The organism is Mesoplasma entomophilum (genome assembly GCF_002804125.1).
GTDB classification, from domain to species: domain Bacteria; phylum Bacillota_I; class Bacilli_A; order Mycoplasmatales; family Mycoplasmataceae; genus Mesoplasma; species Mesoplasma entomophilum.
Map to the genome: position 1 here is coordinate 719,072 of NZ_CP024966.1, position 22,099 is coordinate 741,170.

Annotated in this window: 16 protein-coding genes and 2 riboswitches; of the genes, 3 read left to right on the plus strand and 13 right to left on the minus strand. The window is 26.8% G+C overall.

Translation table 4 applies throughout. The features are described 5' to 3' along the window. Positions 1-133: 133 nt before the first annotated feature. Positions 134-1,900 (plus strand): ribonuclease J, encoded by a 1,767-nt coding sequence (locus MENTO_RS03225; protein WP_099651415.1) that lies wholly within the window; start codon positions 134-136, stop codon positions 1,898-1,900. A 21-nt stretch (positions 1,901-1,921) separates the two neighbouring features. On the opposite strand, the gene MENTO_RS03230 is transcribed toward MENTO_RS03225, so the two are convergent. From MENTO_RS03230 to MENTO_RS03240, 3 genes are all read right to left on the minus strand, one after another. Then, on the minus strand, positions 1,922-4,537 hold the full coding sequence (locus MENTO_RS03230; RefSeq protein WP_099651416.1) for a PhnE/PtxC family ABC transporter permease: 2,616 nt from the start codon (positions 4,535-4,537) through the stop codon (positions 1,922-1,924). Then, positions 4,537-5,286: a phosphonate ABC transporter ATP-binding protein gene (gene phnC / locus MENTO_RS03235; protein WP_099651417.1), complete on the minus strand. Its 750-nt coding sequence runs from the start codon at positions 5,284-5,286 to the stop codon at positions 4,537-4,539. Before phnC ends, MENTO_RS03230 begins: the two co-directional genes overlap by 1 nt. A gap of 65 nt (positions 5,287-5,351) precedes the next feature. Beyond that, positions 5,352-6,566, minus strand: a complete 1,215-nt coding sequence (locus MENTO_RS03240) for a lipoprotein (RefSeq protein WP_099651418.1) — start codon at positions 6,564-6,566, stop codon at positions 5,352-5,354. Positions 6,567-6,654: 88 nt separating this feature from the next. Beyond that, a riboswitch (nucleoside riboswitch) is annotated at positions 6,655-6,717 on the minus strand. Between the two features lie 145 nt (positions 6,718-6,862). Here MENTO_RS03240 and MENTO_RS03245 point away from each other — a divergent pair. After that, positions 6,863-7,813: a hypothetical protein gene (locus MENTO_RS03245; protein ID WP_099651419.1), complete on the plus strand. Its 951-nt coding sequence runs from the start codon at positions 6,863-6,865 to the stop codon at positions 7,811-7,813. Positions 7,814-7,839: 26 nt separating this feature from the next. On the opposite strand, the gene MENTO_RS03250 is transcribed toward MENTO_RS03245, so the two are convergent. Next, positions 7,840-8,094 (minus strand): hypothetical protein, encoded by a 255-nt coding sequence (locus tag MENTO_RS03250; RefSeq protein WP_099651420.1) that lies wholly within the window; start codon positions 8,092-8,094, stop codon positions 7,840-7,842. Then, the gene (locus MENTO_RS03255) at positions 8,094-8,594 is read right to left on the minus strand and encodes a hypothetical protein (RefSeq protein WP_099651421.1); all 501 of its coding nucleotides are present in this window, start codon (positions 8,592-8,594) and stop codon (positions 8,094-8,096) included. Before MENTO_RS03255 ends, MENTO_RS03250 begins: the two co-directional genes overlap by 1 nt. Before the next feature lie 97 nt (positions 8,595-8,691). After that, positions 8,692-8,808, plus strand: a riboswitch (FMN riboswitch). An 87-nt stretch (positions 8,809-8,895) separates the two neighbouring features. Between MENTO_RS03255 and MENTO_RS03260 the strand changes: the two genes are divergently transcribed. Next, positions 8,896-9,582, plus strand: a complete 687-nt coding sequence (locus MENTO_RS03260) for an ECF transporter S component (protein ID WP_099651422.1) — start codon at positions 8,896-8,898, stop codon at positions 9,580-9,582. Between the two features lie 44 nt (positions 9,583-9,626). On the opposite strand, the gene MENTO_RS03265 is transcribed toward MENTO_RS03260, so the two are convergent. From MENTO_RS03265 to thiI, 8 genes are all read right to left on the minus strand, one after another. Then, positions 9,627-10,841: a phosphoglycerate kinase gene (locus MENTO_RS03265; protein ID WP_099651423.1), complete on the minus strand. Its 1,215-nt coding sequence runs from the start codon at positions 10,839-10,841 to the stop codon at positions 9,627-9,629. A 114-nt stretch (positions 10,842-10,955) separates the two neighbouring features. Beyond that, complete coding sequence (gene gap, locus MENTO_RS03270; protein WP_099651424.1) at positions 10,956-11,969, minus strand: type I glyceraldehyde-3-phosphate dehydrogenase; 1,014 nt, start codon at positions 11,967-11,969, stop codon at positions 10,956-10,958. Positions 11,970-12,060: 91 nt separating this feature from the next. Next, positions 12,061-12,996 carry an ATP-binding protein gene (locus MENTO_RS03275; RefSeq protein WP_099651425.1) on the minus strand — a complete coding sequence of 312 codons (936 nt, stop codon included), beginning with the start codon at positions 12,994-12,996 and terminating at the stop codon, positions 12,061-12,063. Between the two features lie 7 nt (positions 12,997-13,003). Then, positions 13,004-14,200: a replication initiation and membrane attachment family protein gene (locus MENTO_RS03280; protein ID WP_099651426.1), complete on the minus strand. Its 1,197-nt coding sequence runs from the start codon at positions 14,198-14,200 to the stop codon at positions 13,004-13,006. A gap of 160 nt (positions 14,201-14,360) precedes the next feature. Continuing rightward, on the minus strand, positions 14,361-15,188 hold the full coding sequence (gene mutM / locus MENTO_RS03285; RefSeq protein WP_099651427.1) for a DNA-formamidopyrimidine glycosylase: 828 nt from the start codon (positions 15,186-15,188) through the stop codon (positions 14,361-14,363). 14 nt (positions 15,189-15,202) lie between these two features. After that, positions 15,203-17,890: a DNA polymerase I gene (polA, locus tag MENTO_RS03290; RefSeq protein WP_099651428.1), complete on the minus strand. Its 2,688-nt coding sequence runs from the start codon at positions 17,888-17,890 to the stop codon at positions 15,203-15,205. Between the two features lie 15 nt (positions 17,891-17,905). Then, positions 17,906-20,884: a DNA polymerase III subunit alpha gene (gene dnaE / locus MENTO_RS03295; protein WP_099651429.1), complete on the minus strand. Its 2,979-nt coding sequence runs from the start codon at positions 20,882-20,884 to the stop codon at positions 17,906-17,908. Then, positions 20,884-22,086, minus strand: a complete 1,203-nt coding sequence (gene thiI, locus MENTO_RS03300; protein ID WP_099651430.1) for a tRNA uracil 4-sulfurtransferase ThiI — start codon at positions 22,084-22,086, stop codon at positions 20,884-20,886. Before thiI ends, dnaE begins: the two co-directional genes overlap by 1 nt. Between the last annotated feature and the right edge of the window lie 13 nt (positions 22,087-22,099).

The following is a 22,099-nucleotide window of genomic DNA, read 5'->3' on the forward strand; positions in this document are numbered from 1 at the left end:
CAATTTAACAAAAAAGCAAAATACATATTTGAATGTTAAATCATAATATTTTAATTAATCAATTGGAAAAAAATTTAATAGTCAAAACATAAGTTATGTTTATGTATGTTTATTTTATATAAATGGAGGAAAAATGGAAAAGGAAAAAATTGCTTCTACAAATCAAATTATTGAAAAAGAAGATTTTGAACCTTTTGTTTTTAAACAAAAAGAAGTTCAAAGAAAATATATTAAAACTGAATCACCAACTAAAGTGTTTGCTTTGGGTGGCCTTGAAGAAATTGGTAAGAACACTTACTGCATAGAACATGAAAATGAAATTATCATGATTGACGCAGGAGTTAAATTTCCTGATGATTCAATGTTAGGAATTAACGCCGTTATTCCTGATTATTCATATTTAAAAGAAAATGAGTCAAAAATTAAAGCATTATTTATTACTCATGGACATGAGGACCACATTGGTGGAATACACTATTTAGTTAAACAAGTTAATATACCTGTTATTTATGCACCAGAATTAGCTGCTGCTTTAATTAGAGATAGATTAAAAGAACACAAATTAACAGATAAAACAATTGTTAAAGAATATGTTGCTGATGATATCTGAGCAACCAAAAATTTACGTGTTAGTTATGCAGCTTTAAATCACTCTATTCCAGATGCATTTGGTATTCTAGTGGAAACTCCAAATGGAAATATTTTTTCAACAGGAGATTATAAATTTGACTGGTCACCTTTAGGACACTTTGCTGAATTAAGCAAATTAGCAAGTATGGGTGATAAAGGAATTGAACTTTTAATGTCAGACTCAACAAATGCTGAGGTTGAAGGTTATACACCTGGTGAGAAGGGAATCATTGAAAACATTGATAAACTTTTCTTGAAAGCAAAAGGAAGAATTTTTATTACAACTTTTGCTTCTAACGTTCACCGTATTCAGCAAATTGTTGAATTAGCTAATAAATATGACAAAAAAGTTGTTATCCTTGGTAGATCTATTGAAAGAATTATTAAAATAATTCGTCAAATGGGTCACTTAAAAATTAATGACAAAATGTTTATTAAAGCTAATGATATTGATAAATATCCAGCTAATAAGATTATGATTATCTCAACAGGTAGCCAAGGTGAACCAATGGCTGCACTTTCAAGAATTGCTACAAATAGACACCAATCTATTTCAATAATTCCTGGCGACACTATTATTTTCTCTTCATCACCAATTCCTGGAAATAGAGCTGATGTTGAAATATTAATTAATAGGTTAACTAGAATAGGTGCTAATGTTATTGAATCTTCACCAACCAATAGAATTCATACTTCTGGTCATGCTAGTCAAGAAGAACAAAAATTATTATTTACATTATTAAGACCTAATTATTTTATGCCGATGCATGGTGAATTCAGAATGTTAAAAAAACATATCGAAACAGCTGAATCAGTTAACTTAAGACCTGGGCATGGATTTGTAATGGCGAATGGTGATCAATTAGAATTATTACAAGGTAATGCTCAAATTGGAAAACGTGTTGATGCTGATGCAATTTATGTAGATGGTAAAGATATGACTGCTCATGCTTCAAATATAATTAGAGAACGTGACATTTTAAGTAAGGATGGATTAATATCAGTTGTTGTTTCAATCGATTCGCAAACTAACAAACTATTATGTGCACCAAGAATAATTTCACGTGGAAGTTTTTATGTAAAGGATTCAGGAAATATTATTAGTGAGGCAATTACAATTGTTACAGAAGCAATTAATGAAGTATTAAATTCTTCTAAACCAACTTTTGGGGCAATTAAGAAAGCAATTAAACAATCACTTTCACCTTACATTTTTAAAACAAAGCGCAGAAATCCATTAATTATTCCAGTTATATTAAACAAAAAATAAGAGTTTTAAAGCTCTTATTTTTTAATAATTAATATTTGTTATTTTTAATTTCCTAATCTTTTTTGAATATTTAATAGAATTTTTCAAGTCTTTTCGTACTTTGAAATCCGTTGATGCTTTTAGTAATTTTTTAAATTTAATTATTTCCATTTTTGATTCTTGTTTGACTTCGGCAACTCAAACCTTTCTTTTAAAAGCAAAATCTTTTTTATATTTTTTGAATTTTAATTCTTCTAATTTAACAATATTACTGTCAGCTATTAAATTATTATATTTTTTTCTAATGTTATAGAAATCTATATAAGCTTTGTTTCATGCGTTTTTAAATGAAAGTTTTTCTTCTTTTTTAATTCTTATTGCATTATTCATTATAGTTTGATTTGTATAAGCGTATAAAGACATTGATTCTTGATATGATAGTTTAGCATCTAAATTTAATAGTTTTTCATTTGATTTAAAAGTTGAAAAAAATCTTTGATTTACGAAATTTATTATCGAAGAAATTAAATTTAAATTAGTACCAAATGAAAGTTTATTTCTTATTGAAGCTGAAATAAATTCAATTAATAACGTGAATAAAATGATACCAAATAATAAAGCTCCAAATTCATTGAAATATTGATCTGTAAAATATGAATTTAATAAATATCCCATATTACCTGCTCCAACAGCTCCTAGCATTGCGACTTCTTTGAAGTTTATATCAAATCTATAAATGATATTTGACATGGCTGCTGTTGATGTTTGAGACATTATTCCATATCTTAATTTGGCAAATCAGTTAACTCCTGTTGCCTCAAGTTGAAAAATTATTTTTTGATTTATATCATCAAATAACTCCCTATTATATTTTGTAAGCATACCTATAGTTCCCATAATAAGTGCTAATACACCTGTGAAAGGACCCATTCCGACAACTATGACAAAAATTAATGCATAAATGTATGTTGGAATGGCTCTTATCATTGATGTTAATGCTATAAAAAATCTTGCCACATATTTGTTAACTATTTTTTCTGATGATAACATACCTAATACATATGCTATTACTGCGCCTATAAAAGTTCCAACAACTGCAATAGATAAAGTTTCATATAAAAGATACATAACGCTATAAGGCGCTCTATTATTTCCTCCATTGGCTTTTGATATGAACAATGATGACCAATTTATTTTAAAAATTTCTAATAAATTTCTATTTGTAATTTCAATCATTTCTTTTGAAGAAAGTTTTCAGTTAATCAATGTTAAGGTGTAAATAAAGAAACCAAATATAATTAAATAAAGTATTATTCTTTTTATGTAACTCTTAGGCTCACTTCTTAAAGCTTTTTCAATTGTTAAATTTTCAAGAAATTCTTTGTGTGATTTTGTTCTTTCAATTTTTAAATTTTCGATTTTTAAATTTTTAGCATTATCCACTTCCAGTTTAAGTTTTGCTTGAGATATTTTATCAATTCGAAATTTAAGTCCAGTTTCTAAATCCTTTGAATATAGATCAAAACTGCCAGGATTACTTTTCTTAAGGTTTTTATAATTTGCTTTTTCAAACTTAATATTTTCGTTCAAATTCTTTTTAAATTTTGATACCATGTTTTGTCTTTGCACTAGCAATTCTTTTTTTTCAACTTCTGATTTTGAATTTTTAATTTTTTCATCTATTTTTACACAAAGAATATTATTTATATAAAAACTAATTGTTTTTTGCGAATTTATTTTTTTAATTTGCTCATCAAAACGTTTTTGATGTTTTCCATCAATTCTAAAATCTTTATCTTCAATTATATAATTTCTAATAAGTCAAATACATAATTCTAGCAACAATATTATGGCAATAAGTAAGCACAACAAGAAACCTACCCTGTTTCATTCGTTATAATCTACAGCGTTATTAATCATTTGACCAATCCCTACTCTTGTTACACCCGCTATAATAGAAACATATCTAATGTTTGTTTCTAATGAGTAAAACATTATTGAAAGAACATGATGAGAAACTTGTGGTCAAACAGCCGCTCTAAATGAAACTGTTTTGTTAGCTCCTGTAGCTTGTGATGTTGAAAATATTTTTACATTGATCTGTTCAATTCTTTCGTACAAAGTTTTTCCTGAAATAGAAAATGTAAAAAATGTCAATGATAAAGTTATTGTAAATGTTGAAGCTCCAAAATAGTTAACTAAAATTAAAGCATAAACAAATGAAGGAATAGTTCTAAATACCGACAATATAAGTCTTGCAATAAAATTCACAGATTTATTTCTTGTAACGTTAGATGATGCTAATACAGCAATAGGTATTGCTATAATAACTCCTATAATAGTACCTGCAAAAGCCATTACAACTGTGTCTCAAATTGAAACAAAAGCATTATATAAAAATGAATGGCCTGTTTCATTTACTAAGTTAAAATCTGTTCAATCTCATTTAAACATATCCCCTATTCTTTCAAAAAGGCTAGGCATATCTTTAAAAAATTCCATTCATTTTGAATCAAGTGTAAAAAAAGATAATATAACTATAAATAATGTAAATAAAGTTATTGATCAATAAAATAATTTTTTTGGAGATTTTGAATAATTATTTTTTATTTTAAAAGACTTTTGATTAAAAAATGCATTAGATATTCTCTTTGTCATTATTTACCATAAATCTCTTCTAATTTCTCTTTATTTAATTTTTTTGAATCTCCATCAAAAACTATTTCTCCATCTTTTAAACCAATTATTCTGTCACAATATTTTAAAGCTAAATCAATATGATGAATATTTATTATAACTGTTATATTTAGTTCAAGATTAATTTTTTTAAAATCTTCCATTACTTTATTAGCCAAAATTGGGTCCAACGCCGAAACTGGTTCATCAGCAATAATTATCTTAGGGTCTTGATTTATTGTTCTAGCTAAAGCAACTCTTTGTTGTTGCCCACCGGATAAATTATCTGCTCTTATATATGAAAATTCCAGTAAACTAAGTTTTTCTAAAGCGCTTAAAGCTTTTCTTTTTTCATCTTTATCAAAAAAACCAATAATAGCCCTAAAAAAATTCATTTGTGCAACTCTTGAATTCAAAACGTTTTTTAAAACAGTTTGTTTTTCAATATTATTATATTCCTGTGACATAAGACCTATGTGTTTTCTTAAGTCTCTTAATTTTTTTCCTTTAGTTTTGCTTATTTCATATTTTTCTTTATCATTAATTTCAATTATAATTTCACCTGATGAAATGCTATTTATTTTATTAATTGTTTTTAACAATGTTGTTTTTCCGGCCCCGGATAAACCAATTACTGCTACAAATTCCCCATCATTAATTTTTATATTTATATTTTTTAAAACATGTTTTCCGTTAGGCCAAACTTTTTCAACTTTTTGAAATTCTATCATTCTATTCACGCAACACGCAAAATACGCCAAATGCGTATTTTTACTTTCTTTCTATTAAAATATTTTTACAAATCTTTTATTAATTTTTCTATTTCATCAGCTTGAACACTACTTGTTGAAATTTGAGTATCTAATGTTTTTTCTCATTCAATTGATTCTTGATTTTCATCAGGTCCAATATAACCTGTATGGTTATAAACTTTAAAGATATTTTTATTTTCATCTTTACTAATAAGATCTTTAAATGAATCTCTCAAATCTTTTATAATTTTTTTATCTTGAACTCTTTTTCTTGAATACATAATTCCATCATTTATTATTTTGTCAGACATTCCGATTACGCTTGAATTTTTGAAAGCTGAAATCGAATCTGATAGATTTGCTATTTCATATCTTATATCACTGAAACCAACAGCAACACCATCTTTCTGAGCTGAAACGTTTTGTGCTCCTGATGGATAATCAATTTGTTTTACTGAATTTTGATATATGTATTTAATTTGATTGTCATTAAAACCAATAACATTTTTTAATCACATCAATGGATAGATTGTTCCTGCACTTGAAGTTTTACTTTTTGATACAGAAAAATTTACTTTACCTTTTGCTTCATCTCCTTTGGCTTCTGGTAAAATTAATTTCTTTATAACGTCTTTGTAATCAGTATCTGACATTTCACTTGTTATGTTAGCTTTATTAAACAATTCATTATTAACATAAATATATGATCTATAATAAGTTGAAGTGTTTTGTGTATCTAAATATTTGTCTCTTATTTCTTGTTTTGTGATGCTTGTCCCATCTTCTATTTTTAATGCTTGATTGTATTTTAAAGCATACTCTTTTGATTCCTTTGCATCCATTTTGTCGCTCATACCTTTTTCTATTCTGTATGAATCTCTTGAAGACTCAAGAAGGATACCTATTTTGTCATATGTCCCGTCACTTTTATGATTACCTTTGTTTTTATTGTAAGTTCCTACTGGTAAAAAAGCTAAATCAGCTTTACCTGCAGCTAATGTTGAACCTGCAGCTTCATAATTTGTAGAAGTAGATATTTTAATTTTTTTATTAAATTTTTCTCCACGCTCTTCAGCTCTTGATTTCATTTCTGCTTGAAGCTTTCCTTCCAATGGTTTAACTGTATTAATAACTTCAGTTGAATTATTTGATGGAATAAAAATAATGTCAAATGTATCTGTTGTTCCACATGATACAACTGTTGTTGCTGCTGTTCCTGTTATTCCAATGGCTCCGACTATTGCTAATAATTTTTTCATATTTCCTCCTCTATTTTGAAAAAAAGCAACTTAAAGAAAAACTTCAACATAGAAAAAAGGAGTTTTTTTTTACAAAAAACTCCTACACACTTATAGTCCCGAGATTGGTCTCGGGGCGGATCAGTAGCCCATTATGCTACCCTGTATAAGTTTTTCTTATTAAGTTGTTATTTTCATTTTAAACATATTTTAAAAAACAAACAACACTTTTTGAAAAAAATGTTTTTTTTATTAACTTATACATTTATAAATAAAAATATTATAATTAATCTAACCATGAAAGGAGATTATCAAATATGGCTACAAATAGAAATTATGGTAGAAGTTATATTCCTAGAGGGTTTATAAAGTTTGCACAAATATTAGGAACAGCTGTTACTGCCCTTATATTAATAATGACAATTTACTTTTTCTCAAACGATGAGTTCTTAGCTTCAGGTGATCCAACTACAGTAACTTGAAGTTCCTTAATAATTGGAATCGAAATATATTTCTTATGAAAATCAATTTATTCAGCTTATGTAATTATTAGTTATTTAAATAAAGCATCTGATGAAGAAATAATTGCCAATAGATATATACTAGCAGTATTAAGTGTTGGAGTTGGAGGAATAGTTACACCTTTTATCTTAACTTCAATGCCTAACATTGAAACTCAATCATCAATGAATCCAAGAGCTTTCTTAGCAAAACACTTAGGTTTAACAATGCTAATTGGTTTTACATTATTCTTAGTATCATTTATTTCAATTACTTTATCAACTGGAATTACTTTTAGCGAATTAATCGATACTAGTAATGAATTTGGATTAATTGGTTTCTTAGCAGTTACATTATCAATTGTTGGATTTTTAATTGGTGTTTTAGGATTTGGATTATTTTCAAGAAATAATTCATCAGATTTAATGAAAGAAAAAAATTTACAAGGTTATACAATGCAAATTGTTGGTGTAATTTTCACAATTATTGCAACATTAGAATTAGTGTTCTTAATTATAATGGCAATCTTTAGATTAATTGGTGTGATTTTCCAATCATTCAGTTATATGAGTCGTTATGATGGATTCTACAAAGTTTTCGCAATATTCCTTGCATTTTCAAGAATTGGTATTGAAATTTGATATGTTACATGAGTTGTATCAATGTATTCAAAAATTATTTCAGGTCTTTGATCAAAAGAACAAGTTATTAAAATTAATAACTTTGAGAAAGTTGATGAAGCAAGAGTTCAAAAACAAAATGCATAAAAAAAGTGGATTAAAATCCGCTTTTTTTATCTTCTTACATAAACCAAAACATTTGCTGGTTTACCACAACCACAAATACCACAATTTTCTCTTTCTTCTTTTAATTCAACTTTAGCATTTAAATATTCACTTCTTCCATCTTGAATTGACTTTGTTACATTTTCGCCTTTTTCAAAAGCCATTAAAATTGTATAACCTTTATTTAATTTATCGTTTACTTCTTCCATGCTAATTTTAGTCATGTCTAAAATTTCAATTACTTTATCTGCATTATTTTTCACTATTTTAACTCCTCTTTAGCTTTTTTAAAAGCAGCATCATAAATAAGTTTAGCTTCTTCATCAATATAGTCATTAGCATGTTGTCCGTCTCTAACAAAAGATAATGAATAAAAATATCCTATTGTAATAATTAAGATTGCTCCTGCTGTTAATATGCCAGCAAATACAAGTTCAGTAACTCCTTTAGATTTTTTAGCTAAATCTATAATTTGTTCACCATTTTCTGAATTATAACTTTTGTAATCAAAAATATTAATAATGCCGGGAATAAATAAAGAACATGCAATTATAAAACAAAGTAAAGCTAAAATGGCTCATGGTCAGTACTTCTTATTTATTGCTTTGAAACACCCCATATGACTAGTATATATTCTTCCACCAGTTGTTACAAAACCTATGTTTGAATTATTAGGTGTATAAACTGCGCCACTTGAAACTTGACCGCTTCTACTCAATTGATATGGTTTTATAGACTGCTTACAATAATTACAATTTTTCATTTTTTATTTCTCCTGTGTCTTATTATATTTTATAACTTTAACTTTCTTTTATTATTATATAAAACAAAAAAAGTTATTATTTTATATAATAAGAATATAACATTTTCGGGGCAAGGTGTAATTCCTTACCGATGGTAATAGTCCATGAACCTTTACAGGTTGATTCAGTGAAATTCTGAAACCGACGGTATAGTCCGGATGGTAGAAAATGTCAGCAGATGATAAACATTTTTTGTTTACTTTTTTGCTGTACGCCTCGCTTGTTAAATAAGCGTTTTTTTATTGCAAGGAGGTACAACTAGTGAATAAAAAGTATAAAATCTGAAATTATAAATATGATTTTGCAGAAATAAATTTCAAAAACTGAAAAGAAGTTTTTCATGATACTTTTAGACTTAATATAAGAAAACTTGCACTTCTTTCAATGTTATTTGCTTTTGAAATTTTAATGACAATTATTTCTAAAATAATAATGGGTATAGCTATACCAATGATCGTTGGTGTTTATACAATTGAAATATCTTTTTTCGTAATATTAATTATTTATTTATGTTCAAACTATTTGTATGCATCTATTTTATCTATTAGTGCCATCTGATTTAGGCTATTGCTTGGTAGCGAACCAATTGGTTTACTTTCAATGATGATTTCTGATATGGTTTTCTTAACGATATTTGCAATAGTTTTCTTTTTTCTTAAAAAATTTATTCTTTTAAGATTTGAATTTAAAAATCAAATTAAAGTGTTTGCTTATTTGATATCCATAGGTGGCTTAATTTCAATGTTTGCATCTGGTTTTATTTCTATGCTATGTAATGACACTTTCATATTTAATATGTATTACTTGTCTGACAGTGATAGTGGATATTGAAATATGCTTTTATGAGTTGGGTTTGGAGTTACATTAGCTAAATATGTGATTAACATAATATTATTTATTTCTACAATTAAGGTTCTTTTCATTTTAATAAAACAATCAAGAGCATAAAAAAAACAGACTTTTCAAAAGTCTGTTTTTCTTTATTAAGTTAATTATTTGTTTTGAATTGCAGCAATTCCAGGTAATTCTTTACCTTCCATGTATTCTAATGAAGCTCCACCACCAGTAGAAATTCATGAGAATTCATCTTTAAATCCTAATTTAATTGCAGCTGCAGCTGAGTCTCCTCCACCAATTAAAGTGAATCCTCCATCAGCTTTACGTTTTGCAGCAGCTTCACAAACAGCAACAGTACCAGCTTTAAAGTTTTCAAATTCACTAACTCCCATTGGTCCGTTTCAAACAACAGTTTTTGCGTTTGCTAATTCTTTTTCGTACATTTCAATAGTTTTTGGTCCAATGTCTAACCCCATCATTCCTGCTGGAACATTTTCTCCACATAATGTTGGAGCAACATCAGCATATTCAGGAGCGCATAAACTATCAACTGGTAACATAATTTTTCCATTAGCTTTTTCTAAGTATTCTTTTGCTAATTCAACTTTATCAGCTTCTAATAAAGAGTTTCCAATTTCCAATCCCATTGCTTTGTGGAATGTATAAGTCATACCCCCACCAATTAAGATTTTGTCAACTTTATTTAACAAGTTGTCAATAACACCAATTTTATCAGAAACTTTAGCTCCTCCTAAAATTGCAACGAAAGGTCTTTCTGGTGCATCTATTCCTTTTCCCAACATTTCAATTTCATTTTGTACTAAGAAACCTAATGCTGATTCAGATATGTTTGAAGCAATACCTACATTTGAAGCATGAGCACGGTGTGCTGTACCAAATGCATCATTAATAAATACATCTCCAAGACTTGCTCAATATTTTCCTAATTCTGAAGCGTTTTTTGATTCAGCTTTTACAACTTCGCCATCTTTAACATCTTCAAAACGAGTGTTTTCAAATAATAAAACTTGTTTTTCATTTAAAGCATTTATAGCTGATTCTAACTCAGCTCCTCTTGTTTGGTTAACAAAGATTACTGATTGACCTAAAACTTCTTCTAATCTTTTTGCTACTGGAGCTAATGATTTAGTTTTTTTATCATCTTCACTTTTAATTCTTGATAAGTGTGAAAATAAAATAACTTTTGCATCATTTTCAACCAAGTACTTAATAGTTGGTAATGCAGCTTGAATACGGTTGTCATCAGTAATAATTCCATCTTTTAATGGAACATTAAAATCAACACGAACTAAAACTTTTTTTCCTTTTACATTAATATCTTTTAATGTTTTTTTCAAATTGTAATTCATTCCATTCTCCTCTTTTTTCTTTACAATATATATTTTAACTCTTTTATCTAAATTATTAAAATTAATAAGAAAAAAAATACCCTAAAGGGTATTTAAATTTGTTAATTCTTAGAATTATAATCCCATGAAGTAAATTGTTGTTCTTACTAATTGTGAAACATATGATGATTCATTGTCATATCATGCACAAACAGTAACTAATTGTTCACCATCAACTTCAGTAATTTTTGTTAATGTTGCATCAAAGATTGAACCGAATGATGATCCGATTGTATCTCCTGAAACGATTTGTTGTGTATTAAATTTAATTGCTTTTGATAATTCAGCATCAGCTTTAATAGCTGCTTCAACAGTTGCGTTGATTTCTTCAACAGTTGTTTTTTTGCTTAATTGTAAAGTAACGTCTGTAATTGATCCTGTAATTGTTGGAACACGTAATGCGTATCCATCTAATTTACCTTTTAGGTTTGGTAATACTAATGAAACTGCTTTAGCTGCTCCAGTTGTTGAAGGAACGATGTTTCATGCTGCTGCACGCCCTCTTCTTAAATCACCATGAGGTAAGTCTAATAATTTTTGGTCATTTGTTACAGCATGAACAGTAACCATTTTTCCTTTAACAATTCCAAATTTTTCATCCATAATTTTAGCAACTGGTGATAAACAGTTTGTTGTACATGAAGCTCCTGAAATAATTACGTCTTCTGCAGATAAGTTTTTGTGGTTTACACCATAAACGATTGTTTTCATTTCCCCTGTAGCAGGTGCTGAAATAATAACTTTTTTTGCTCCAGCTGTTAAGTGTGCTGATGCTTTTTCTTTATCTGTGTAGAATCCTGTTGATTCGATTACTAAATCAATACCTAATTCACCTCATGGTAAATCAGCAGCATTTCTTTCAGCAAAGATTTTGATTTCTTTTCCATCAACAATAATTGAGTTATCTGTGTATGAAATTTTTCCTTCTTGGAATTTTCCTTGCGCTGAGTCAAATTCTAATAAGTAAGCTAATGTTTTTGTGTCTGTTAAATCGTTAACAGCAACGATTTCAACTCCTTGGTTGAATAATTGTCTAAATGTTAAACGTCCGATTCTTCCGAATCCGTTAATTGCAACTTTTTTTGACATATATTTTATCCTCTCTTGTAATATCTATACATTAATAATTTTACACTCTTAAATAAAAAAGAACAATTTTTTCAAAAAAATCTTTGAAAAATTATGTTCTTTTTGAGTGTTTACCATTTAGTGTTGCAAATGTTGTTAATGTTGTTATTCTTTCTTTAAGTCTTGCAACTTTCATAAGTTCTATTTCTTTGTTATTTTTATTAATATTATAAATTTTATCTAGTTCATATAAAGTAAAGTTTGAAGAAATAAAAGTAAGTTTTTTTCTATTCATTCTGTAATTTAAAATGATATATCATAAATTGTCTCTAGTTCAACTTGATACCATTTCACCAGCAAAATCGTCAATAAATAAAATGTCTGCTTTTTTCATTTGATTAATGTACGGAATAGAAGAAACTGAGTTTTTACTAAATTGCTCTTTGCATTTCTCAATAATATCAGGTGCTGTACAAAAGAAAACTTTTGTATCTCTTTTAGCTGCTTCATTTGCTAATGTTTTAAAAATAGTTGTTTTTCCTATACCAGGATTTCCATAAAGATAAACACCTTTTATATTTTTTCTTTCAAGGTTATTTTTGTCTTCAATATAATTTACTATCAACTTTCCTGAATTTTCAATTAAAAGTTTTCTTTCCTCAATTTCTTCATCATTGAAAAAGTTTTCAGTTCTTAAATCTTCCAAATAATTTTTAATTGTTTTTGGAAATTGATCAACACTAAAATCTTTATAAATATAATTATTTTTAATTGCTTGGTTTTTATTTTCATATAAAAAGTGGGCGCATGGTGATGAACTTAAATAAAAGTTAGAGTTTTTAAAAGTTAGATTTAATTGTCTTCCTCTTATTCTTTGTTTGCACTCTTTTAATGGACCGCTTATACATTCGGCATAATCAGATACAAATTCAAATAAAATAATAAAATTTTTCTTTAAAACTTCATCAGTTATTTCATAGACATCACTTTTACTATTTTCAATTAAATTAGCAATAACTTTATTATCTTTAAAAATTTGAATATCCATATCTGACCTACCATTCTATATCTATATTTTTTTCCATTACAAATTCATTTACAGGCTGTTTTCTTGCATAAATAGAATCATCTTTATCTTTTCTGACTACAATTTGATCATGTTTTTTACTTAAATTTTTTAAGTACATATAAAGTTCTTTTGTTGTTGAAATTTGCTTTGCTTTTAAACTTTCAACTATTTTTACAACATAGTTATAAATAAACTTTTTATCGTTTTTTAAATAAGAATAACTAATTAAACAATTCAATATACCATCTGTTAAATTATATTTTAGTTTAAGTGAACTAATTATGTCAACTACATTTTGATTAGCTTCTACTCCCATGCATTCATTGTAAAAATTTATTCATTCAGTAGAATTAAAGCTATTAATAATATTTATATCATTATCAGATAAATCTGAACTAAATGTTTTTTTAATAAGTTCTCTCGATATGGCATTAAATTCTTTATTTAAAGAAATTCAGTCTATTTCGTTAGAGGCTTTTTTGTAATGATTAATTAATAATTCAGATATAAATTCAATTGTGAATTCTTTTTTTATTAATAAAGCATCCAAATTAGATTTGACACTTTCATTAAAATCTATTAGTACACCTTTTCTTACTAATAAACCTTTCAGATCCGATAAATTTAACATTTCATCACAAATGTAAACATCCTTTTTAGCTGTTTGAACTGCTTGTTCAATATCGGCGAAATCAAATTCATTTTCATCACTTGTTTCGAACGAATCATCTATCTCATAATCTAAATCATCTATGTTAAATTCCCTATTTCTAAATTGCAAGTGCGCCAATTCAAAATTTTCTTCACCTACTTTTTTTAGCAATCATGATCTTGTTGCATCATTTTCAAAAAATTGTTTTGGAGACAGTGGTAAATTTAAAACAATTGCCATATTTCCACTTTTTTTAGATTTAAAACATTTAATTAGTTTTAATTTTGTCAATTTTCCTAAATTTTTTTTCAATTGTTTTTCTGATGATGAAGTTATTAATGCCATTCTTTCTAAAGTGAATGGTGATGAATTAAGTTTTTTACTTCAATTACTTTCTAGTATTAAAGTATTGTAAAGGCCTATTGCTGAAGCTCCAATGATAGGTTGGTATAGATTGTATAAAACTTCATGATCAATTTTTGATAATTCTTTAGATCAGTGAATTAAATATTTACGATTTAAAATGTTCATACTAAACCCCCTTGATATAAATATAAATATAAATATAAAAAAAATAATTTATTTAATATTTTTATAGATATTTTAAATAAATTTTGTTGTGTTTATAACCATAAAAAAAACCTATGTTAAACATAGATTTATTTTAAGTTTTCCACATTTCCACAAAAAGTTAGTGTTGACAAATTTTACAAAAGTACGTACCTCGTCCAGCTACTTGTTTTTTTACGATTTTAGAGCCACATACAAAACATTCTTCATCTCTTCTTAAATGCACCTTTAATTCATGCTGAAATTGCCCTACTTCCCCGTTCCCAGACTTATAACTATGAATAGAAGTTCCTTTCAAGGCAATGGCTCTTTCTAAAATTTTATTTGACGCTTTTATTATTTTAATAATTTCTTTGTCTGTCAAAGATTTAGTAATTCTTTCTGGGTGAATATTAGCTGCAAATAAAATTTCGTTTGCATATATATTACCAATTCCGCATAAAACACTTTGATCAAGAACAAAAGCTTTTATCAACGAATTTGAGTTAGTTGCTTTATCTTTTAAATATTTAAAAGAAGGTTTACTGTTTAAAGGTTCTGGGCCTAATTTGTTCATGCCACTTAATTCAAGGTAATCATCTTTTTCCCAAATTTCAATTGTTCCAAATTTCCTTGAATCATAATATTTTAAGTATTCACCATTAGATAACTCAAACTGTAATCTTAGATGATTCTTATTATAAATATCAATTTCTTTAGGTGAAACACTTCATTTTCCTTCCATTCTTAAGTGACTTATCATCATTCAATCTTTGAACTCAAACATAAGGTATTTACCATAGTTTAAAACCCTTAATATTTTTTGATTAGATACTTCTTTTTTAAATTCATTAACTTCATTTCTTCAAATCATTTTTTCAAAAAAACATTCAGTATTTAAGATTGAAAGATTTGCAACTTTATTATTTAGAAAAACTGCAACCGTTCTGACTTCTGGTAGTTCAGGCATCTAAATCACTCCTTTTATTTTAATTCAAATCAATTATTACCTTTTGATTTATTAACTTCAAGTTTTATTACAATTTCATCTGCTTTTTTGCCAACCATTACAGCTAGTTTTTTAAACGCATTTTTCATGCATTCTTCAATTATTTCATTTGCTAACTTTTCTTCATTTTCAAATATTTCAAAAATAATTTCATCGTGAATTTGAGCAACCATAAAGCTATTTAAATTATTATTTTTAAATTGCTCAAATATATCAACCATGGCTACTTTTAGTATATCTGCTGCTGTACCTTGAATTGGCATATTCACAGCTATTCTATTTCCAAAACTTTTAACCAAAAAGTTAGTTGATGTTAACTCATTTACTATTCTTCTTCTATTTGCATAAGTTTCAGCATATCCTTTTACAGTTGCCTCATTTACTAAACTGTCTTTATACATCATAAGTTTCGCGAAGGAATTATAGTAATCTTCTATAAACTTTTTAGCATCTTTAATACTTATTTTTAAATCATTACTTAAACCAAAATCACTTAAACCATAAATTATTCCAAAGTTAAATACTTTGGCTATTCTTCTTTGATCACTAGTTATAACGTCTTCTTGTTCTAAATTAAATATTTTTCTAGCTGCTTCAGCATGCACATCTCTATCATTTTTAAAAATATCTAATAAAGTGTCTTCTTCACCTAGTTGTGCTAAAACTCTTAATTCTATTTGTGAATAATCAAAACTATAAAATGTCGTATCATTGTTAGAAATAAATATTTTACGTGCTTCTTTTTGCAGTTCATCTTTAACAGAAATATTTTGAATATTTGGTTCTGAAGAAGATAACCTTCCTGTATTTGTTAGGGTTTGATTAAATATTGTATGAACTTTGTTATCCTCAAAAATAAATTTTTCAAATCCTCTTAAATAAGTTGAATAAAGTTTATTTAATTTTCTATGTTCTAACAATAGTTGAACAACTGGATGCAGATGAACTATTTTTTCTAATGCTTCTCTATCAGTACTTTGTTTTTTATTTGAAGGTAAACCTATTTGATCAAATAGTAATTCTTTAATTTGTTTTGGAGAACCAAAATTAAAATCATTGCTTATTTGACCTTGCAAAACAGTTTTCATTCTTTCTTCTAATTCTTCAATAAGAGATAAAGTTCTAGCTGTTTGTTTATCAAGTTCTAGCTTATCAATTAGAATACCCTTTTGTTCCATTTCGAAAAGAACTTTAACTAATGGTAATTCAATTTTTTTATATAAATCAAATTGATTTTCTTCCATCAATTTATTTATTATTGGTTCATAAGTATTTTTTAGCATTTCTAATTTACTAATAATAAAATCAGCTTTTGTTGAAACTTCAATTTCTTTATTTTGTTTTGCGCCTTTTCCATAAATCATTTCGTCTTCTTCAATAAATAATTCAGTTTCAACAATATTTACTAAATTTTGAATTCTAGATGTTATATTTGGATTTAGAACATACGAAGCAACCATTGCATCATATATGAAACTATCATAATTGAACTTTATATTATTATTTTTTAAAATCGTTGCTGTCTTTTTAATATCATATGTTGCTTTTTTGTATTTAGATTCTGAAAAAAAGTCTTGAAGTTCGTTATCATTTTTGAACTGATTTAAATAGAAAAAACCTTTTTCATTAGAAATCGCTATTCCTAATATTTCACCTTTATGATAGTTTTCTTCTATTGATTCAACATAAACAAAGTTGATTTCAGACGAATATAAATTATTTCACTTTTCTAATTGTTTGTACAAAGTTTTTTCTTTTGGTAAATTTTCTTCGAATTTATTAATTATTCCAACTCTACTTGAAAGTCTTTTAACTAAAGAAATCATTTCATATTTTTCTAAAAAATTTATAAGACCGTTAAGATTTACATTAATTGGTTCAAATTTTAAATCTTCAATTTCTACTTCACAATTTATAGTTGCTATTTCTTTACATAAAAATGCTGATTCTTTTCCATTAATTAGTTTTTCTTTTAACTTGCCTGTAATAGATTCAATATTTTCGTATATGCCTTCAACAGTTTTATATTCCTTTAATAATTTAATTGCTGTTTTTTCACCAACACCTTCAACACCTTTTAAATTATCTGAAGGATCTCCCATAAGTCCTTTTAAATCAACAACATTTGCCGGAGCAACCTCTCATTTTTCTAAAAGTTCATTTGTACCAAATAATTCTAAATTGGATGTTCCTGTTTTAGGCAATAATATTTTTGTTTTATTAGTAATTAATTGAAACATATCTTTATCACTTGTCAAAATTTCTACTTCAAAATCTTCACAATGACTTTCAATTATTTTAGACATTGTACCTATTAAGTCATCCGCCTCATAATTTTCTTTTTCTCATCATGAAATATTTGCTGAATCTAAAAATTCTCTAACTATTTGAAATTGGGGAATTAAATCTTCGGGAGTTGCTGATCTACCTGCTTTGTAATTTTCTAATTTATCATGTCTAAAAGTTTTCTTTGATTTATCAAACGCAACTTTAACATCAAAATAATCTCTATCACTAATTAAACTTGTCAGCATATTTGCAAACGAATATATAGCATTTGTTGGTATCCCATTGCTTGTTTTTAAAATTGGTCCTGCATAAGCACTTGCATAGTATGCTCTAAACAATAATGAGTTTCCGTCTACTAATAATATTTTTTTCATAATTCCCTCTTTCAATTAAACTGGCTTAACTATATTTTCTAGTATTCCTGTAATTTTATTTTTATATTTTTGTGTTTTGATTTTTAGTACATAATTTTTATTTACTACTAAATCATATTGTAGATTTTCAAAGTTAGAAGCAAAGACTGTTAAATCAATCGTCTCAGTATCATCAAAGACAGTAATAAAAGCCATATTATTTTGATTCTTATCTTTAATAATTCTAATACCTGAAACTTGACCTATTATGTTTACATCAAACATATTTTCAACTAATTTATTAATATCAGTAGGTTTAAAATATGCATTTTCATTTTTCAATTTTGTTATTGGGTTAGCTGAAATGTAAAAACCAAAAACTTCCTTTTCATAATTTGATTCCATTTCTTCATTTAATTGTTCTTCAAATAAATTTTCAATTTTTGTTTGTTTCTCTAAAGGCAGATTTTCATTGAAAGCCATCATTGCACTAAAAATAAAATCCTTATTCGCTACCATTGTTGATTTAGTATATCCAAAACAATCAAAACTTCCAGCTTTTGCCAACAACGTATAATTTGACTCATTAAGACCCTTATTTTTCATATAAAAGAAAAAGCTATTTAAATCATTAAATAAATCCTCGTGTTCATCAACAACATTGTTTAAAGTTGCTATAAAATCTCTACCAATGCCTTTTATTAAAGTTAGTGGCATATAGATTCTATTGTCAGAGCTTACATATACTGAGTTAATTTTAGTTTTTTCAAACTTATTATAAGGTGGCTTAACAGATGGTTTTATAACTTCAATTCCAAATTGTTTTACTTCTTTAATATATTTGCTTGTTTTACCTAAATTACCCATAACTCCATTTAATAAAGCTGTGTAAAATTCTGCAGGATAGTGAGCTTTAAATCATGCTAATCAATAACCTATGTAAGAATAAGCTACAGCATGTGATTTATTAAATCCATATTTAGCAAACTGCTCGATTCAATTCCAAATTGCTAAAGCCTTTTCCTCTGAATAATTATTTTTAATTGCATTAGAAATAAACTCATCTTTAACAGTCATCATATAGTCGATTTGTTTTTTACCCATAGCTCTTCTAACTATGTCAGCTTTACCTAATGAAAAATTACCTACTAATTGAAGAATCTGCATTACTTGTTCTTGATAAACAATAACACCATAAGTTGGTAACAATATTTTAGCTAAACTTTTATCTACTAAACTTACTCTTCTATTATTTTTATTGTTTATATACTCAGGTATCATTTCTTGAGGCCCTGGTCTATATAAAGATGACGCAGCAGCTATATCATTTATGTTATTAACTTTCATGTCAATAATTAAATTAGTCATCCCTTGAGATTCTAATTGGAAAATACCTGTGGTATTTCCTTCTCTTAAAATTTTAAAAGTTTTAGCATCATTTAAATCTATTTTTGAAAGACTAAAATCTTTTTTATGATTAGTTTTAATTAAATCTAAAATTTCTTTTATCGTTGTTAGGTTTCTTAAACCTAATAAGTCCATTTTAATTAAACCTATCTCTTCAAGATAGTTCATATCAAATTGTGTTTGATAAATACCGTTTAACCCTTGTCTGATAGGCAACACAGTTCTCAGATCAACATCACTAATAATTATTCCGGCTGCATGAGTCCCTGTTTGTCTTGGACAACCAATTAATTTTTCAACTAATTTAAATATCGGTATGAATTCTTTTTTTTCACTATATTCTTTGATTAACTTTTGTGTTTTTAGTATTTCTTCGAATGTTAAATAATCATCTGTTAATGACTTAGTTATAAGGTTGACCAATTCTATATCAATTTGATAAACTCTACACGCATCCCTAAAAGCAGATTTGAACGCAATTGTTTGATATGTAACAATAGTTGCTACATTATATTTGCCATATTTTTCAAATAAATATTCAATAACTTCATCTCTTCGATTATCTTGAAAGTCAATATCTATATCAGGCATTGTGATACGTTCTGGATTTAAAAATCTTTCAAAAAGTAAATTATACTCAATTGGATCAACTGTAGTAATACGCAATAGAAATGAAACTAAACTTCCTGCTGCACTTCCTCTACCTGGACCTACAATTATGTCATTTCTTCTAGCATAAGCTACATAATCATGCACAATTAAAAAATAATCAGCAAAACCAGTTTTTTCAATAACATTTAATTCTGTATTTAATCTCTCAATATACTCATTTGGAATATCAGAGTTTTTAATATTTCTGAAATAATGATTTAAACCAGCTAAACACTTTTGTTTTAGGTATGAAAAACTTGGCATGTTATCTGGAGCAATGAATTTGGCCATATGCTTTTCATTACTATCAAAAATATCTAGTTCAACACTATCACAAATATATCTTCCTACATTTTCTGTTTCTGGGAATACTTCAAGTATTTCATCAGAATAAGGATAAGATTCATTTATTTTATATAAATCATTTGCTTCGCTAATTGTTATTCCATTTTTTAAAGCAAAAAGACCTCTATAATGCTCTTTGTCATCATCAGAGATATATCTTATTGTATTAAAAAACAAGTTTTTTTCATTTGCGTTTATAACTTCAGCATCGTTAAAAAAAGCATTTTTATCGTCAACATTAGTAACTAAAATAATATTTTTATCTATGCTTCTTTTAAGTAGACTATAAATTTCGTCATCATTTAATTTAGTTTCATCGTTAAGTTGAGAAGAGATTAAACAGATATGTCCATATCCCATTTTATTTTTTGGAATAAGAGTGATTATTTTTTTATCATCTAGCTCTATTGATAAACCAATTATAGGTTTAATATTTTCTTTTGAAGCCTTTTTGAAAAATTCTGCTACCCCATACATAGTTTTATTTTCACAGTAAAATAAATATTCAAACCCTTCTTTTTTAGCAAAAGAAATATACTCATTAACTTTAATTAATGATTCTTGAAAATTATATACACTGCGTACATTTATTAGGGGTATAAAATTTGACATTAATCCTCCTTGTTAGTTTCTTCAGTAAAACTTCCGTTATGGAAAACAAATTTTTGAATTTTATTTTCCATTGTGTAATCTAATAATTCATTTCATAAAACAGCATTTTCTTGGTTTTCTGCCATTCATCTTTTTGGTTTTGTTACAGGTTGCTTTGGAACAAATAATGAACAAGCATCATCAAATGGCAAAATTGATGTTTCATAAGATTTAATAAATTTTGAAATTGTTATTATTTCTTCTTTATCATATGTAAGAACTGGTCTTAAGATAGGCAAATCACTTGTTGAGTTAATTACATCAATGCTTTGAATAGTTTGAGAAGCAACTTGTCCTAAACTTTCCCCAGTAATTAAAGCTTCATGTCCATTAACTTTTGCTAATAAATTAGCTATACGCATGAACATTCTTCTCATGATTGTTATCTTGTAACTTTCTTCTGGCAGGTGTTGTAATTCTTGTAATAACATAGAAAAATCACATACATAAAGGTTAAATTTTTTTGAATTGTATTTTGATACAATTTTAGCTAGTTCAAAAACTTTATCTAATGCTTCAGGAGAAGTATGAGGTGGTGTCATGAAATGAATAAAGTCAACATGCATTCCTCTTTTCATTGTTAGAAAAGAAGCAACTGGTGAATCAATTCCACCACTTAATAATGAAAGTCCTTTTCCGCTAACTCCTACAGGTAATCCTTTTAAACCTTCGATTCTTTTTGAAAAAATTTGAATTCCATCTTTTTTAACTAACACTTCAATTTTTAAATCTGGGTTGTGAACATCAACTATAAGGTTATCAACAGCTTTCAATACCATTGGTGCTAAAGCTAATTTTAAATCAGCACTTGTCATAGGAAAACTTTTATCTTTTCTTGTGATTTCCAATTTAAATCTTTTATATTCTGAGTTTCTTGCGATTTCAATTACTTTTTCAGCAATTTTATCTAAGTCTTTTTCGCATTTTTCAATTACTGATAGTGAATATATTCCAAAAACAGTTTTCAATTCCTCTAAAACATCGTCAAGAATATCATTTACTACATCAATAACTAATGAGTTGTTATCTTTAATAAATTTAATTTTTGATTGATCAAATTTTTTTAATTTGAATTTAATATTATCTAAAAGTTTGCTAATAAACATGTGTTTATTATTTCCTTTTAAGGTTAATTCACCATATCTTACTAATATACTTTTCATTTGTTCCTAATTT